Below are 16800 nucleotides of genomic sequence, written 5' to 3'. Positions count from 1 at the left end.
TTTGCTAGAAAAAACAGCCTACGTTTATTAGGCTGTTCAGAATTAATCTATGCCTCGTGTGTGTCAATAGAAGAGGTTGTTGTCTCCACATTATTTGTAGGTACATTTACTGTACCTTTCGTTGATAAGTTTTTAATTAATTGTTCCATATCAATGCCAGAAACGTTTTTTACCATTTCAGGGGCAGTAGCCATTAAATCCGTGACATAGTTACTAATTCTTTTTGCCCCATCACCATTTCCGGTATCCACAACGGTTACTTTGTCAATATTTGCAATAGGAGTTGCGATTTTTTCCGCTAATTCAGGTAACATTTTTGCTAAAATATCCAATATTGCTGCCTGTCCGTACTTTTCAAACGCTTCAGCTACACGTTCTTTCGCTTCCGCCTCGGCAAGACCTTTTTGACGAATTACTTCTGCCTCAGCTATACCTTGCGTACGTTCAGCTTCCGCTTTTGCTCTTGCTTCTGCTTCAATACGGTATTGCTGTGCATCTGCTTCATTAATACTTTTCGTTTTATTTGCGATAGCGGATTGTTCAACATGATAACGATCTGCATCTGCTTTTTTCCTAATCTCTGAATCATACTGCTTTTCACGGCGTAATATTTCTTTTTCTTCAATGTCGATTTGGCGTTCTTTTCGAACTAATTCAACCTTCATTTGTTCCTGGACAACTTCTTGTTGAGAAATTGCTTCTTGTCTAGCATACGCCTGATCAGCTTCTGCTTTTGCACGATCCTGATCCTTCGTAAAGGAGGCTATTTTTAATTCTTTTTCTTTTGAAGCTTCGGCTATGTTCGTATCCCGGAGTAGTTCCGCTTTTTGACCTTCTTCATCCGCACGAGCTTTTTGAATACGAGAATCACGAATGGCTTCTGCCTCAGCGATTTCGGCATCACGTTTTACTGCGGCTATACGAGGTTTACCAAGTGCACTTAAATAACCGTTTTTGTCTTGAATGTCTCGAATGGTGAAGGAGACTATTTGCAAGCCCATCTTTTTTAAGTCTTTTGCCGCCACTCCTTGTACTTCTTGAGCAAAACGATCTCGATTTTTATAGACTTCTTCCACGGTCATCGTTCCTAAAATAGAACGAAGGTGACCTTCAAGAACTTCTTGGGCTTCACTTTTTAAATCATCTATCGGTTTACCCATAAATTGTTCCGCAGCAGTTGCCACATCATCTGTAGTACTACCTACTTTTATAATTGCAACCCCATCGGCTATAACAGGTACTCCTTGTTCTGTATATACTTCCGGTGTACTAACATCTAATTTAAGTGAGCGAAGAGACATCATCTCTGCCTTTTGAAAAACTGGCAGGATAAAGGCACCGCCACCCCTCACAATTTTTATGCTCTTTCCGGAGTCTTCACGGAGAACATTTTTTTTACCAAGGAAGGAACCGGTAATAATCATCGCCTCATCAGAACTCACTGTCTTGTAGCGAAGCCAGAAGGCGAGTGCCAAAACAACTAAAACAACAGCAACAATAATAGGTACAGAAATAGCACTTGTCATACAAACACTCCTTTATAGTTCATTAAATTTGGAAACAAACAACGTATCATCCTTGACTTCAACAACTACGACTTTTTCGGAAACGGGTATTTCCACGTTATCAAAGCTTTTAGCGATTTGATTCGTATTTCCCCCAATTGTAGAGAGGACGACTTCACCGTACCCTTCTTTTGGGATAGGAATGCTAACTTCACCAACTTTTCCAACTAAATCAGCATATGTAAAGCCGGTTGAACTTTCTGCTCGGTTCATTGGTTTAACATAAAGGAAATAAACACCCACTGATAAAAAAGTAGCAACTAGTAAAGCTAAAGGAATGATAAGAGGCTGAGGGAAAAAGGTATAATCGGTCAAAAGAATACCTGCACCACCGAATCCAGTAATAAAACCTACGATGACCATCGGTTGGATAAAAGTAGGGCCATCTATTGATAAAAATTCAAAAATTCCATCAAACATATCACTAAGGAAATCCCCTAGTATGACACTTAAAAATGCAAATAAGATACCAAACACTAAACATCCCCAATAAACTTCAACCATTTTTTTCTCCCTCCTGTTTTAGGTACGATTTAATTGTATAGAAAGTTTCAAATTTTGGCAAAAATAGGAGATGTTATCCAAGTTAAATTATGAAACAAATTAAAGGGATTAACGTTCCGAAAGTCGAAATAATTCATTACTGGAGGGGATAAATTGATGGGAAAGTATGATGTGAAAATCACAAGAGACATAAAAGTAGTTATGAGGGACGGAGTAAAACTTTCTGCCGATTTGTATCAACCTAATACGGAAGAAAAAGTTCCGGCAATTATTGTCCGAACACCTTACTTAAAGGGAACAGCAAAAATATTGGAAACAGCAAATTACTTTGCTGAAAACGGCTATGGCGTCATGTATATGGACGTGAGAGGAAGAGGGGACTCGGAGGGAGAATTCGATCCTTATTTTAACGAAGCTGATGATGGATACGACAGTATCGAATGGTTAGCTAGTCAACAATGGTGTTCTGGAGATGTAGGGACAATGGGAGGTTCCTATCTTGCCCGTATACAATGGTTAACTGCCCTGAAAAAACCACCTCACTTAAAGGCAATGATCGCAACTGTTACACCATCGGATCCTTTTGTGGAATGGCCAACAGGAATACCAACCCCACAACATTTATGTTGGTTATACATGACGAGTGGGAAAGTAATGCAGGATGTGGATCTTCTTGATTGGGAATCTATTTATAAATATTTACCCCTAGAAGAAATGGATGTAAACGTAGGGAAAGTAATGGATCGTTGGAGAGAAGAGTTTCAACATCCCTATTTGGATGATTGGTGGAAAAGAATGTGCTATCAAGATAAATTTGAACAAATTGATTTACCTGTTTTACACATTTCTGGGTGGTACGATGATGAACAAATTGGAACACCATTGAATTTTTACGGTATGACTACCAGTGCGGCATCAGAAAAAGCACGTAAAAGTCAGAAGATGATCATGGGTCCGTGGCCACATCAAATTAACAAAAGTACAACTTTAGGAGAATTAGATTTCGGTCCCGATTCACTTATTGACTTAAATTCGAAAATGTTAAGATGGTTTGATCATTGGCTAAAAGGGAAAAACGACGGGATGTTGGATGAACCAGCAATTGATATGTTTGTGATGGGTGACAACAAATGGCGACAGGAGAAGGAATGGCCGTTGGCTAGAACGAAGTGGACAAAGTATTTCTTGCACAGTAAAGGAAATGCCAATAGTCGCTTTGGTGATGGCTGGTTATCCACAGACCAACCTAACGAAAGCGAGACTTCAACAGATGGTTATACCTACGATCCAGAAAATCCAGTTCCTTTTATTACTGAGCCTACATCTGCACAAATTGGTGGACCTGATAATTACTCGGCAGTGGAGAGAAGGGATGATGTTTTAGTTTATTCTACGGACACGCTAGCAGAGGATGTGGAAGTAACAGGACCGATTAAAATGGAGCTATACGCTACAACTGATGCAGTAGATACAGATTTTACGGTAAAACTTATTGATGTTTGGCCAAACGGATTTGCTCAACGTTTAACGGACGGCATTGTTAGGGCAAGATTCCGAAATGGTATGGAAACCCCGGAATTAATTGAACCTAATAAAGTATACAAGTATGAAATAGATTGCTGGAATACGTCACAAGTATTTAAAAAGGGACACAAGATAAGGGTAGAAATTAGTTCCAGTGCTTTTCCAAAGTATGATCGTAATCCAAATACAGGAGAACCGTTAGGGAAAAGTACAAATTTAAAAGCAGCTGAACAAACAATCTATCATAACAAAGAATTTCCTTCAGCTATTGTTTTACCAATTATACCTAGTAGTTAATTATATTCTTATTATGTAAACTAACGGGATTCTAAAAATATTCTTCTACTAAAACAATTGATTATATTTCCTATGAAAAGAAAAGACCAAACCATTTGGATTGGTCTTTTCTTTTTAGCTTGAATGGATAAGGATAAGGATAAATGAAATTATCGTTCTATGTTAACTAAATGTAGAGTTTGTGAGAGTTTTTTTAGTATTTAATTTTAAAATAAGGAAATGACCATAATAGGATAAGTTCAAAAAAGGAGGAAAAAGACTTGTCTATTTTCATTCCCATACTTGCAACTTTTTTATTTGGTTTTTTTAGTCTTATTTGCTTTTATTACACATTCAAACCTTATAAGGATGACGATGAAAGTTATTTAGATTTATTTACTTATGATTTTGGTTTTTTGGCTATTATGTCAATGTTTTTTGAATGTATATTATGGGTTTGTAGAAAGTTATTGCCGCAAAATGTATACGTTCTTATTTTTCGTATCATCTCATTTTTAATAGGGTTGATTATGGTTGGTGTTAGCATCGTATTTTGGTTACTTTTCTGAATGTAGAGTGTATGTTCTTGAACTACTGAGGTAAGTGATACAAGAGGTTCGTCATTGACGGCCTTTTTTTGACCTATGCAAGTTGAAATGGAATCAAATGATTATAGAAAACTAAATCGACTATCGGAGCAAATTAAGCAAAGTACATAAATTGTCGAAATAATTTGATTACTTTTTAGCGGATTCCAATTTATAATTTAATTACATTTTGGTTTTAGTTTAATTAAGGGGGGGACATATGAGTAAAATTCTTTTATGTAGAGATGTAGGCTTTGATTGTGATGCGATATGCCGCGGGAACACAGATGAGGAAATATTAAGCCAAGCTGCCCAACATGCTCAACAAGAACATGGGATTCAAGATCTGACAGATGAGATTGTAAATAAAGTTCGTGGTGCCATACGTGAAGAATAATAGTAGATAAGTATAAAATAACCTCTCCATGCATTGAAAGAGAGGTTATTTTATTGATTTCAAAAGTGAAGTTGATTCCAACTTGAATTCAAGGGGATATCGTAAATAATTGGGCAATATTTTTTCTTGGTATCGATGCTTCTAGCTTAGTGTGTATTTCTTTTATTGAATAACTCTCTTACTAAATAAGTAATTTTTTGACCAATAAGGGTTTTGTAATACATTTTCAGTTATTGTTACACCCGCAGAAGAAGATGCGTGAATCATATTACCATTCCCCATGTAAATACCAACATGTCCAATCCTGCCATCTGAATATAAATCAGGAGTAGTAAAAAACATCAAGTCTCCCTTTTGAAGATTAGATACAGTTGTTCCAATTGATGCTTGGTCTCTTGAAACTCTTGGTATTTCAATGCCGTTATTTAAAAACACCAATTTTGTATAAGAAGAACAATCAAATAAATGAGGTGCTTCGTCTAGTGTTGCACCAAATTTATATTTAGCACCAACATACCTTTTTGCTTCTGCAATAAGTTGATCTGCTAAATTTGTTACACTTGGTTTTTTAATAATCCTTGGCTCTTGATGTTCCTTTTCTGGTTCACGTTCTTGTACCTTATCTCTTGGTGGTAATTTTAATTTTTGTCCTACATAGATAGTATAAGAAGTCATATCATTTACTGCTCTTAACAGTTCTATGCTTGTATGATACGCTTTCGCTATTCTCCATAAGGTGTCACCTTTTTGTACGGGATGGTAATTAGCTGGTGTTGTTATTCTGATTGAACCATCCGATTTTTGAAAGGTAATATCAGCATTAAACAAGATACTAGCACTTGTTAGTGGAAGATATCCAGTGTTATCCACGTCTGTCCAAAATGGGGGTTTAATGTTGATAAATCCATCTCCACGTCTGGCTCTTGTTCCACCCATTGTAACTCTAATCATGGTAGATCCGTCAGTTAATTGATACGTTTTAGTATCGTCTTCAAAGATAATGTGATTATAGCCCAATATCTTTGAAAGATAGATAATTGGGGCATAATATTCACCTTTATAGTAAATTGGATTGATACCATTTACAAGCTTTCCATTAACATATACCCCAGCAGTAGGTACTTGTTTCACTTCTGCATCTACTGTAAAGGAATTGAAAAACATAGTGGAAAAGATCAATGATATGGACAGTAACAGATATAGGCTTTTTACTCTCAATTGTTAAAGACAACTCCTTCTTTATAAGATAAATTCTACCTTCTAATAATTTGCTATTAGAGAATTTTTATACAAAAAGAAGCTCCTAAGCGACCTCAGCTAAAAGATGGGATTTTGAAGGAGATTACTTTATATATATTGAAGCTAAGTAGTAGAATGGTGTTAGTTAAAGAGGGAGGATGACTTTAATTATATGTTGAGGAAAAGCTTAAGACGATTTTTACTTTATTTGTTTTTAACGATTAGTTTACTTACGATAGTCTTTTGGGGATATAAAATACCATTAGTTATACATGAAAATTTAAAGTTTGAAGCGCCATTAATGATACTGACTATATATTCTTTGATTTTCCCTATATTTATTGGAATGATGTTTCGCTTACCTACACTGATAAAAGAGATAAAAGATAAAAAGAAGTGGGCGATTGATTGGATTAAATTAAGTGCAATTGGAATACCGTCACTATACATTTCGCAAATATATTTATTATACTTTTCTTTTCCAAGTGTTTCATTCCCATTTGGTGCGGTCCTGATAAGGAATTATGATATACCATTAGCAACAATATCTGGGATAATTTTTGGTTATATAGTTCTAGATAGTCTAAAGGAAAATTAGATTAACAGGGTTAGTAAAGAAACAAGAAAATTGTCCATGCAAGAAAATTAAGGTGTAGTTGATCGTTTTACCATTGAAGGAACAATGATTTAACAAGAGTTTTGGGTTAGTTTACAGCTTTTTAAAAAATATAAGGGGGAACTAGGCATATATAATCAAAAAAAACAACTTAAAAATTGGGAGAAGACAAGGGTTATAGGAAGATGGAAATATATAATTGTATATGGATTATTATTAGGATCAACACTATTTTTTTTCATGCGATTACTGTTAGATATTATTTTTAATGAGACAATCGACTACTTCGGAAATGTAATTCAGGCTATAGCTTTTGGTTTCACTTATGGAACTGCATCCTGGTTTATTATGGAGAGATTGTACAAAAATAACACTTCTCATAAATAATCATCTTGAGTAACGATGTAGAGCAAGATAACGAAAGTGTAGACTATCATTTTGTTATAAAGATAGAGTAGTTTTTGCTTACTCTCCTTAGAAGAAAGGCTTTTTTCTTTTTCGTGACTGTTTTTAAATATTAAGATAAATTGGGAAAAATATTGTAAAACCGAATGATCTTGCTCTCAAGAGTTATATAGTCCGAAAAATATACTATGTAAGATCTATCGTTAACAAATCGGTTACTTATACATTTTATAAGCGTACTTAGTTTAACAATGCAAATAAAAACACAGAAACGGAAGGTGAGTTCCATCAATTCTGTCTTTTATTTGTATTGTTAATTTACATACTGTATAGACATTTTCAAGCAGTATCGAATAGGCCTTTTTGAAAACAGTAATTTTTAAAATCTAAATTTCATGATGTAATCTAAAAATTCTTCTATGATTTTATGTTCATATTTATAAACCGCAAATGTCTTTGCTACAGGGAGCTCTAAATTACTTTCCACATCTATTAATCTTCCTTCCAGTAACTCTCTTCTAATAGTGGAGGTTGGTAAATAAGAAACCCCAAGACCTTCCGAAATAAATCTTTTCGTAATATGAACTTGAGAAACCTTCATCGTTTTAATGGAAGGGTACAACGCTTTTAGTTTAAGTAAAAGATCATCCCAGTAATCAGGATGGCTATGTGTAAGTAGGTAATTTGTTCTTAATATTTCTTCCTCATCTAATGGACTTCCTGTCTCCAAATCAAGTCCGTCATGTGGTACGACTAGTAAGAAAGGGTCTTCATATATCCGAATACATTGTAATGTACTACTTTTAACCCGCAAACAAGATAAACCTATATCTACACTCCCGTTTTGTACCATATCTTCAATCAAAGCAGATTCCACCATTTTTACATCGATTTCCACATGGTCATGTTCCTTTAAATATCTCTTTAAAACGCTTGGTAAAACCGTATCAGCAATTAATGGGGAAATGGCCAATGATAACTTATTTTCATATCCCTGGGTAAAGGAATGTAAATCTTCTAAACCTTTTTGGTATGCCTCAATAAGAGAATTTGCATGTGCTGCAAATCGCTTACCTTCCTCTGTTAAAAATATACTTCTACCTTTTCTTTGAAATAATTTTACGCCCAATTCTTCCTCTAGAAGTTTAATATGAACCGTAACAGAAGGCTGGGAAATGAATAAAGTTTCAGCAGTTTTTCTGAAATTTTCATATTTTGCAGCTGTGACAAAGGTCTGAAACCAATTTAAATCCATACAATCACCCTTTTGATTAATAAATATAATTAAAATGTTTAGAAATCATTAATATTCATAATTAAATTAATTTTATATGATAAGAGTAGAAAAGAAAAGGAGTCGATTCGTATGTATGCAAAAGGATTAAAAGGGATTATTGCTGCAGAAACTAGTTTGAGTTATATTGATGGGAACAAAGGTGAGTTAATATATCGGGGAACACCAGTACATGATTTGGCCATTCAATCTTCATTTGAGGAAGTTGCCTATTTTCTATGGTATGGTGTAATGCCTACAAAGGAACAATTGAATGAACTAACTTTGAAGATGCGTAATGATCGCATTCTACCAGCATATATAAAGGAAATTCTGGCTTTGTTACCGTTAGATTTGAGCTTAATGGATGTTTTGAGGACAGTTATTTCTTCATTAGTACCTGGGACTAATTTTAAAAAACCAACAATAGAAGAGGCTATACGTATAACAGCTATCATGCCTACGGTTATTGCCTATCGTTATCGACAGCATGAAGGCTTAACACCAATAGAACCAAAGAATGAATATAGTCATGTAGCAAATTACTTGTATATGCTGAATGGACAGAAACCCGAAAAAAGCCACGTTGGAGCCCTCGAAACGTATATGATCCTAACCATGGAGCATGGAATGAATGCATCAACTTTCTCTGCACGAGTGACAGCATCAACAGAATCAGATCTAATTTCAGCTGTTACATCAGCAATTGGTACAATGAAAGGACCTTTACACGGTGGTGCGCCAACCGGTGTATTAGATCTTTTAGATGAAATAGAATACGATTTGAATGCAGAGCCTGTTATTAGAGAAAAATTAAACAGAAATGAAAAATTAATGGGATTCGGACACCGCGTTTATCGAACGAACGATCCTAGAGCAATAGCATTAAAAGAGAAGTTACTTAAAATGAATTCAGATGATCCATGGTTGAAGTTAGCATTACATGTAGAAGAAATTGCTATACATTTATTAGAGGAATTTAAACCTGGAAGAAAACTTATGACTAACGTAGAGTTTTATGCAGCAGCTATCATGAGAGCAATTAAAATGGACCCAGCATTATTTACTCCAACTTTTTCAGCGAGTAGAACTGTTGGTTGGACGGCACATATTATTGAACAAGCAAATAATAATACAATTTTCAGGCCACAGTCATTATATGTGGGAAAATAAATCTAATAAGAAAAAACCACATATTTAGTGGTTTTTTCTTATTTTGTCTCACTATCCTAAGTATACTTTGATATTGAGACAGCTAACCTCTTTTTTTATATAACTACCTATAAGATATATTATGTATACTAGCTAAAAATAATTTACTTACAAAAAATAAGTGTTTACTGTTGTAACCAAAATTAAACCGACCTTATTTTAAAGTCGGTTTTTGCTTTCTATTTCAATTATTTTTCTTTTGAAATCTGGATCTGTACTTAGCCATTTATTATAAATGTTTGTAGATATTCTAATTTTCTTAAGAACATATTCCATATTCTCTGTCACATTATACAATTCAATTAGCTTTAATTTGCGTTTAGAAATTTTATATTCTCTATCATGCAGTTGTCCTGGTTCTAATTCATCTTTTGGGAACCTGCTAAATTTTCTTGTTAAATATAAACCTTTGTCCTTATACATCCAATTTGCAAATAACTTAATTGTTTTACGACCACTAATAAATATTCGATAGTAAGAACCATTATCATTAAAGTTAGGTTCAAACCCTAGTACTTCAAGATTTTGTTTTAAACTCATCATAAATGAAAGTGATCCACCTACAAAACTAGCAAAGTTTTTACCGTAATATATGAAACCATCACCATCAAAGAATCCACGTACAAAATGACTTAAATACTCTTCTGGGATATACGGGAAATCTATAGTAGTCGATTTATTAGGTTTTATGCCATGTTTTTCGGAAAGATCAGTTTTAATTTTCTTGCTATTTAAATTCAGCATATACACACCTGTTTGTTCGTTTCTATATAAAGGTTGATTTGAGCCCAATTCTTTTTTTATATTTTCTAATATATATTTTTCCTTTTGTGCAATACTTACTGTTTGGCCATCTCGGTAAACTGTCCCATCTGCAACAATAAAGCCTAATATATAAGCCATATTGTTTGACCACGTTTTAAAGTAGTCCTCATTTAGTGTATATTTGCGCTTCCAACTACCACGTGGTCTTTTTTCTACATTGTTGTTCGTTAAGATTTGGCTTATATGCCTTCTTGATACATTTGCTATATCCCCTATTTCTTGTGTGCTCTTTCCCTCTTTATATAATGTAATAATTTCATCTGGTGTCAGTTTGCATTTTCGTTGTCTACCTTCCCTTCTTTTTGTCATCCACATTGCCTCCTTTTAGTTTATAGAACGTTTGTTCTGTTTTTATTATAGCATATTTTGTAATAGGTTTAATTATATAGGCAATTTTTTTAGTTAGAATTTCCGGTTATATATATAGTTTCTGATAACTTTTATTCGTTATTGATAGTAAGACTAAATAAAAAGAGCATTCATCAATTCCAAATAGGTATGATAAACGCCCTTTTGTTCTTATTAACACTACAAACTAAAATGTTCTAAACTTTGATCAACAATGTCTTGGTTTATACCAATGTATCTAAGTGTAATATCTGGTGATGTGTGATTGAAAATATCCTGTAGCAATGCCACATTTTTGTTAATGCTGTAATGCCAAAATCCAAAAGTTTTCCTAAGGCTGTGGGTCCCAAATTCCGTTATACCTACATTTTTAGCAGCTTTGTTTAAAATCTTATATGCTTGAACCCTTTGTAGTGGTAAATCTGTCTTGTGTGATGGAAATAAGAACTCTTCTTCCCTCTTCCCCTCTATGTACCCAGCAATAATCTTTCGCAACTCTACATTAATTAAAAACCTCTTCCTTTTTCTTGTTTTCGTTTCCTTTAATACTATATGTGTTTTATCCCGAACATCACTAACTTTAAGGGGAAGCAAATCACTGATCCTTAAACCTGTGTTAATCCCCATAACAAATAAAAAATAATTACGAAAAGAATCACGTTTTAGCTCTTCTTTCATTGCGTGAATCTGGAAACGATCACGAATTGGTTGCACGGTTTGCATCCCTTTACTAATCAAAGCATGATAATCCGATTTTATGGTTTCTTTTCTCTTTGGATTTTTTATCTTTGAGCTGTTTAGCTCATTCATCTTACGCTTAAGTTCGTATTCTCCATACTTATCTAAAAGATTGAGATATTGTCCTTCTGTTAAAAACACATGATCCGCATACGATGTCTTCTCCATTTAAATTCCCTCCTAGAATAATTGCTACATTAAATATTTCAGATTGATAGATTAATGCAAATATATGTAATGCAGAGAAAAGTTCTCAGGCGAAATTAGATTTAATCTTTTGTACTGTCCCCTATCTAATTTCACTGTAGGCGTTTAATTTAAAATCAAAAAATACTCTAAATACTAAGATAATCTATTAAATAATTCCAGAAAATGTATGAACGTAAATGCTCAATATGTATCATACTTCTATGTTACTATAGTTAAGTTCTAGTGAGAAGCCTGTAGTGACTTGTTTTCATTATTTTTCACAAAGAAACATAATACATATTTTGTTTCTTTAAAGATTGTGTAAGCTAAATTCAAAATAAAGGACTACAACGAGAGTAACTGTACCCTGTGTTGTAGTCCTTTGTTTATAGTTCCTTTTAAAGCTGTAGTTCTATACATAATGGGTATTATATGAACCTAACTTGATTTAATTAGTAACTCGCTAAATTGCTACGAGTTGTCTACAGTAATAGGAATATCGGTAAAGTCATCTCTGCATCATCTCAAAGCTAAGTTTCCTAACTGAACCTATCTGTTTCTCGAACATTAGATCCCATAAATCAAGGCATTCCTCTTCAATTTCATTCATTTTGGCTTCGCTCAAGCCGCATATCTCATCATATAACCCGATAATCAGTTTAGAAATTTCATCTTCTGCTCCCCAAGGATCCATATGATTATCAGAACTTTCAATGACACTGTAACTTAATTCAAATATTAAATCTGAAAAATATATTATTGACTCAGCAGATTTTTCAATAAACTTATTGAATGTATAAGCAATTTTTCTCGAAAATTTAGACTTTAAAACTTGATGTAGAAAATCTCTATCTCTTTTCATATCTATAAGATTATCGTACAACAGTCTTGTTATTGCCCTTTCTAAATCATAATGGGACTTATTAAACTTCAATATAAGTTCCTTTGCTTGATCAACATATTTCTCAATTTCAAAATACTGTATAGTCATGAACATTATAGATTGTGCTTGATCTTCAGTTATTTTAGAAATGTCATCGAATATTTCTTTAAACTCGCCCTTTTGAATATACATTTCTGTTGCAACGTAAGAACCAACTTTGATTAGCTCATCGTCCTCAGATTCAAAACACTTTTTAATAATATCTAGTACACCTTCTTTGTATTTATCATAAAGCATAAAAAACATGCTATTATAATTATGAAAAACGGTATTTCTGATATCCCTGCGATAAAGCTTAATGATATTTTCCATTGTCCACTCTTTATCAATATTATAGGATGGCCAAAGTGCATAAAGACTTGCATATTGAACAGCTGGATTCTCATCTTCAGTTAATGCTAGGATAATATCTTTAAATTCTTCATAGAGAGCATCGTCTTTCATCAACAAACTTCCAATAGCTCTGGAAGCGTTTCCTCTAACACAATTACTAGCATTGCTCCTTAGCATATCCACACTTCGCATTTCATTATCATTCTCAGTGGTCACTACTGGCTTACCAATCTCAGGATTTAGGTGATTAATTGCAATATCCTTAATAATTTCCAAAACATATACTGACCATTGCTTTTCTATATGCTCCGTAACTATATGACAAATAGAGCTTGCTCTGGATGACTCGTTGTTCGGGGGGTATCTTTCTAGTAATCTCTCAATCAAATTAGCAGGAACTGTATTTAGGTGTTCGCTCATAGAAATACCATTATATAATGCATCAACAAAAGTATCATGAATAATCTCATTAATGCTTAGTACTAATAAAATCATTCTCTTTGGTTCTTTAGCAGCTACATTACTTAGGCTCGACGAAAATTGATTAATTGAGCTTTCAATAAATCCTCCTTTTACCTCCTTCCAGGGTCTTCTATCACTTCTTTTTGCTAATTTCTTGGATGTCAATATTTTAAGCCAACTAGTATCACTTAATACCTTACCATCTACAGGCGAACGTACCCATCCACCATGACCACTGTGATTTTTATACCTTGACCTTACTTCCTCAAATTTTCGGGCTAAAACTCTTTTTAAAGAAAAAGCCTCTTCATTTAATTGTTCATCGGGAATAGTACCAAGAATTTCATGCTGAAAGTCTCCCCAAAAGGGCCAATAAACTATAAGCCCATTCCTTTCTCTATTAAACTGAATTCTTTGCTTATATCTGTCAACCATATCTGAAGGACTAAACATTATAACTTCAAGTAAAAACTTGTTCTTTATAATAGAATCACACTCTTTAAAGTGCTTGTTTATCACCTCAATAGCATGGTGCAATTCATCGTTACTCCCTTTAACAAACATATTCGATTCTATATCCTTTATAAGGTATAGGATTACTTGGTTGCAGTATGATAGTGGTAAATACTTTAATCCGTCAAGAATTAATTCGGTAAAAAGAGTATAGCCTTTTCCCATAAACCTTTTGTAAAGGTTCCAGAAGGATTCAGGATCCTTTTTAATTAATGAAACATTAGCTTTCTTTATTATTTCTATGATTGTCCTTTCAATACTCTTTTTATATTCAGACCGAATGCTCCAATCGCTGTATTCAAGTGCATAATCTGAACCAATTGGCACTAAAGGTAAAAGTTTATCTAACACCTGCAGACCATTTTGTACTAAAAACTCTGTATCACTCTCTAAGAACTCTTCTTCATATCTGAAAAGTCTATTGCCGTTCTTGCTTGTGGTTTCATACATAAGAGTTATTATGTCTAATGCTCTCATCTCAAATCCTTTAAACAATGACTTCATATCAAAGTATGCTTCCATTTGTTCAGGATACTTTTTATATACTTTCATTCTAAGTTCAAATTCATCATCACTGTCTTCTAAAACATCAAACGAAAAGCAGCGTAGCCACCGAGAAATATCATCTTCAGAATCAAAAATATGCTTCTCTATAAATTCTAAGTCAGCTTTGGAATGCTTACCCCTTATACTTTGAAATAGACTAATAACAACACTTTTCTTGTCCGAAGCTAACCATTCTTCTAAGAGTCCATTCTCCCTTAATGACTCAACATACTCCTTGTTGCCTGGTATAACATTATTTATAATATGAGGACCAAATTTTTCATCACCGATTAGTTGTAAAACAACATTTTTTATTCTTTCTGATGGTTCGGTAATCTGGTTAAGCAGTTCTAAGAATACAAACTTAAACGAAAACCGTATAGAAGATGCATTGAGAATCTGTTTACCAATGCTTAGAAATTCATCTTCTGAATACTCATAGACACTTTGCATAAACATTTGCATTTGATATCTTCTGGTTGGTGTTTGTATCTTCTTACTTCCTATGATTTCAATAACACCATTTCCTTTTAAGTAGCTTATAAGCATTTTCTCAGCTAGGAAACAGTCATATAGTGACTGATGCACAAAAGATACTATGCTTATCGAACCAATATCTTGCTTAACAATAAATCCATTAGATACGAGAAAGTCAATAGAAGAGGAATTAATACTAAGTTCTGTTGATAGAACAGAATGTTTTCCGGACTCCTCAAACGCTTCAACTAACCTTCCTTTTGTCTGCTCTAGATCACTTTCATTTAGTCCAAAAATAATAGATTCCCTTACCAATTGTTTCCACCACTCAGTAACTAAATGATATGTTGATGTAAATTCATTATAAATTTCTGGCCTATTTAGTTGCTGCCATATGTACAGATTACTTGGCAATCTTAATAGCTTTTTTAATTTATTTGTCAAGTTATTATAAGTTGAACCTACTATCCCTTTCACCGTTTCATCTGCAAGTTCATTTACCTCAACCTTCTTCCAAATATCCCCTTTTCCTTTATTTTCATTAAACAAAACCTTAATATTATTGTCATTCTCATAGTCGTATGTTCTACAGCTGAATATAATGGAGATTTTTTTTTCGCGTTCAAGGTTAACATGCTTTACCTGTCTTATTAATTCAGAGCATACTAGCAACGCCTCTCTAGAGTGAGGTAGTGTCCACCTTAAACCATCTAATTGGTCAAGGATAATAACTGCATTAGTATTCTTAGAAATGCTATTCAAACAATGTACCAAAGAAGATGGTAGTCCAATTAATTCACTCCATTGTTTAACACTTTGACGGGGTACACGTTTATCTAACTTAATCGCCAAATATGGGACTTCTTCTTTTTCACAAAACTTAATTACATTTTCAGTCAGACCACTTTTGCCACTACCTGCCATACCATGAACAATTACTGAACTCCCCTCTAAAATTTGACTAATGCAAGCATCAGTTTCAATTCTACTAATTATTCCGTTGTCTAGTGGCCTAAAACTAGTTTTGTATTCATTGTTTAATTCTTGAATTTTGGGATATATCCTCGTATCAGAATCTAAATTTCTCAATCTTATATTCTGAGAATCTAAAAAAGAGTGAATTTGAGTAATACCTATCCTTTTACCTAAAATATCGCCATCTATAATCCAAGTCACTAAAGCATTGTAAACTTTAACCTCATCTCCTTGAAAAAGCAGACCAATTTTATCTAGAATAATCTCTTTTCTCTCACCATCAGGAGATTGGCGATAACAAATTCTACATAAATAATTTATCATTTTTCTTAACTGGTTCTTATCTTCAAAATCGAAACCTAATCCTTTACAAAAATTTCTAACGAAACTTATAAATTTGGTATCAGAACCTTTTATCTGCTGCTCATAAAATAACTTAGGATTATCACTTGAAGTTTTGGCTCTATGTATCAGGTCTTCCAAGTATGTAAAGCCTATAGGGGATACTAAGGAAACATAGTTAAACTCTTCACGATCTAATTGTGACTTCCATTTACTCAGTATTTCTTTTGAGTTAAGCGCACCATAGCTCCATGTTTCATTCGCACCATTTCTCCCTTTGCATTGCTGCCCTTCCTGTGTACCATTCTTATATCCTACCCAAAGGTCAACACCTTCTTCATCCTCACCGATTGCTTCTAGAGTAATATAATCAAGTTTTTCTTCCAGAACCTTGAGTAACTGGTAAACACACCATTTAATTTCATATCTATTTCCCTGCTTATCAGCTCTTCCCGCTTTTTCGTATGGCATATAATCACCCCATTCAACAATGCTACTACTTATTTAATTA

The 16800-nt window shown here is 33.7% G+C and carries 11 protein-coding genes; 4 read left to right on the top strand and 7 right to left on the bottom strand.

From position 1 onward, the window contains the following. Window positions 1-47: 47 nt before the first annotated feature. Both floT and HNQ94_RS05985 read right to left on the bottom strand, forming a co-directional pair. Complete coding sequence (floT, locus tag HNQ94_RS05990) at window positions 48-1526, bottom strand: flotillin lipid rafts scaffold protein FloT (protein WP_221452499.1); 1479 nt, start codon at window positions 1524-1526, stop codon at window positions 48-50. Window positions 1527-1538: 12 nt separating this feature from the next. Next, window positions 1539-2069, bottom strand: coding sequence for an NfeD family membrane protein (locus HNQ94_RS05985; RefSeq protein ID WP_174495334.1), 531 nt, complete (start codon window positions 2067-2069; stop codon window positions 1539-1541). 156 nt (window positions 2070-2225) lie between these two features. On the opposite strand from HNQ94_RS05985, the gene HNQ94_RS05980 reads away from it, so the two are divergent. Together HNQ94_RS05980 and HNQ94_RS05975 are read left to right on the top strand one after the other, a co-directional pair. Then, window positions 2226-3890 (top strand): CocE/NonD family hydrolase, encoded by a 1665-nt coding sequence (locus tag HNQ94_RS05980; RefSeq protein ID WP_174495333.1) that lies wholly within the window; start codon window positions 2226-2228, stop codon window positions 3888-3890. A gap of 786 nt (window positions 3891-4676) precedes the next feature. After that, on the top strand, window positions 4677-4853 hold the full coding sequence (locus HNQ94_RS05975) for a DUF1059 domain-containing protein (protein WP_174495332.1): 177 nt from the start codon (window positions 4677-4679) through the stop codon (window positions 4851-4853). Window positions 4854-5015: 162 nt separating this feature from the next. Here HNQ94_RS05975 and HNQ94_RS05970 read toward each other — a convergent pair whose 3' ends face one another. Continuing rightward, window positions 5016-6071: a C40 family peptidase gene (locus tag HNQ94_RS05970; RefSeq protein WP_246199941.1), complete on the bottom strand. Its 1056-nt coding sequence runs from the start codon at window positions 6069-6071 to the stop codon at window positions 5016-5018. A 193-nt stretch (window positions 6072-6264) separates the two neighbouring features. On the opposite strand from HNQ94_RS05970, the gene HNQ94_RS05965 reads away from it, so the two are divergent. Next, a complete protein-coding gene (locus HNQ94_RS05965; protein WP_174495331.1) occupies window positions 6265-6690 on the top strand; it encodes a hypothetical protein in 426 nt (141 codons plus the stop codon). Window positions 6691-7492: 802 nt separating this feature from the next. Here the strand turns inward: HNQ94_RS05965 and HNQ94_RS05960 are convergent. Next, window positions 7493-8368, bottom strand: coding sequence for a LysR family transcriptional regulator (locus HNQ94_RS05960; protein ID WP_174495330.1), 876 nt, complete (start codon window positions 8366-8368; stop codon window positions 7493-7495). A gap of 111 nt (window positions 8369-8479) precedes the next feature. Between HNQ94_RS05960 and HNQ94_RS05955 the strand changes: the two genes are divergently transcribed. Further along, complete coding sequence (locus tag HNQ94_RS05955) at window positions 8480-9559, top strand: citrate synthase/methylcitrate synthase (protein ID WP_174495329.1); 1080 nt, start codon at window positions 8480-8482, stop codon at window positions 9557-9559. A 198-nt stretch (window positions 9560-9757) separates the two neighbouring features. On the opposite strand, the gene HNQ94_RS05950 is transcribed toward HNQ94_RS05955, so the two are convergent. The 3 genes from HNQ94_RS05950 to HNQ94_RS05940 all read right to left on the bottom strand — a co-directional run bounded on the left by HNQ94_RS05950 (window position 9758) and on the right by HNQ94_RS05940 (window position 16760). Further along, window positions 9758-10732 carry an LAGLIDADG family homing endonuclease gene (locus HNQ94_RS05950; RefSeq protein WP_174495328.1) on the bottom strand — a complete coding sequence of 325 codons (975 nt, stop codon included), beginning with the start codon at window positions 10730-10732 and terminating at the stop codon, window positions 9758-9760. A gap of 219 nt (window positions 10733-10951) precedes the next feature. Beyond that, window positions 10952-11494 carry a site-specific integrase gene (locus tag HNQ94_RS05945; protein WP_174495534.1) on the bottom strand — a complete coding sequence of 181 codons (543 nt, stop codon included), beginning with the start codon at window positions 11492-11494 and terminating at the stop codon, window positions 10952-10954. A 712-nt stretch (window positions 11495-12206) separates the two neighbouring features. Then, window positions 12207-16760 (bottom strand): NACHT domain-containing protein, encoded by a 4554-nt coding sequence (locus tag HNQ94_RS05940; protein WP_174495327.1) that lies wholly within the window; start codon window positions 16758-16760, stop codon window positions 12207-12209. Window positions 16761-16800 lie beyond the last annotated feature (40 nt).

This window comes from Salirhabdus euzebyi (genome assembly GCF_014207435.1).
Classification (GTDB): domain Bacteria; phylum Bacillota; class Bacilli; order Bacillales; family Alkalibacillaceae; genus Salirhabdus; species Salirhabdus euzebyi.
The sequence above is the reverse complement of the archived record's forward strand: the minus strand, read 5'-3'. Positions and strand labels throughout refer to the sequence as shown.

What these genes read in the sequence shown, in the direction of transcription:
- HNQ94_RS05945 (WP_174495534.1), bottom strand. Translation starts at nt 11,494, where the DNA reads ATGCAAACCGTGCAACCAATTCGTGATCGTTTCCAGATTCACGCAATG.
- HNQ94_RS05960 (WP_174495330.1), bottom strand. Translation starts at nt 8,368, where the DNA reads ATGGATTTAAATTGGTTTCAGACCTTTGTCACAGCTGCAAAATATGAA.
- floT (WP_221452499.1), bottom strand. Translation starts at nt 1,526, where the DNA reads ATGACAAGTGCTATTTCTGTACCTATTATTGTTGCTGTTGTTTTAGTT.
- HNQ94_RS05975 (WP_174495332.1), top strand. Translation starts at nt 4,677, where the DNA reads ATGAGTAAAATTCTTTTATGTAGAGATGTAGGCTTTGATTGTGATGCG.
- HNQ94_RS05940 (WP_174495327.1), bottom strand. Translation starts at nt 16,760, where the DNA reads ATGCCATACGAAAAAGCGGGAAGAGCTGATAAGCAGGGAAATAGATAT.
- HNQ94_RS05985 (WP_174495334.1), bottom strand. Translation starts at nt 2,069, where the DNA reads ATGGTTGAAGTTTATTGGGGATGTTTAGTGTTTGGTATCTTATTTGCA.
- HNQ94_RS05950 (WP_174495328.1), bottom strand. Translation starts at nt 10,732, where the DNA reads ATGACAAAAAGAAGGGAAGGTAGACAACGAAAATGCAAACTGACACCA.
- HNQ94_RS05965 (WP_174495331.1), top strand. Translation starts at nt 6,265, where the DNA reads ATGTTGAGGAAAAGCTTAAGACGATTTTTACTTTATTTGTTTTTAACG.
- HNQ94_RS05980 (WP_174495333.1), top strand. Translation starts at nt 2,226, where the DNA reads ATGGGAAAGTATGATGTGAAAATCACAAGAGACATAAAAGTAGTTATG.
- HNQ94_RS05955 (WP_174495329.1), top strand. Translation starts at nt 8,480, where the DNA reads ATGTATGCAAAAGGATTAAAAGGGATTATTGCTGCAGAAACTAGTTTG.